Origin of the sequence: Burkholderia territorii (genome assembly GCF_902833055.1) — a bacterium.
Taxonomy (GTDB): Bacteria; Pseudomonadota; Gammaproteobacteria; order Burkholderiales; family Burkholderiaceae; genus Burkholderia; species Burkholderia territorii.
The window spans coordinates 1-359 of record NZ_CADFEJ010000185.1 but is presented as its reverse complement, the minus strand read 5'-3'; the positions used below and the strand labels follow the sequence as shown (position 1 = coordinate 359).

Below are 359 nucleotides of genomic sequence, written 5' to 3'. Positions count from 1 at the left end.
ACCCGGATAGTTTCCACGTCCATCTCAAAGACGCTTCCGCTATCCAAATTACTTACTTCTTCCAGATTGTTAAAGAACGACAGCCGATACTTTCGTACCGCTCTGACTGGCTCAATCGCCAATGAGAAAAACTCGAACCAAACTTCATTCGAATGTTTGTCATTGAGGATTATCGAAAGCGGCCGGCATTATAACCGATTAAACCGCTAACAGACAGTCTTTCTGTCTTTATCAACAGCCGATAAGCGTGAGCGCTCAACTTTGCGAGATAGCTCTGGAAAGGAGGTGATCCAGCCGCACCTTCCGATACGGCTACCTTGTTACGACTTCACCCCAGTCATGAATCCTACCGTGGTGAC

At 47.1% G+C, this 359-nt stretch carries 1 rRNA gene; it reads right to left on the bottom strand.

Going from position 1 to position 359, the window contains the following annotated elements:
* Window positions 1–278: 278 nt before the first annotated feature.
* Window positions 279–359: ribosomal RNA gene (locus HW466_RS31630) — 16S ribosomal RNA — on the bottom strand; the annotation flags it as partial.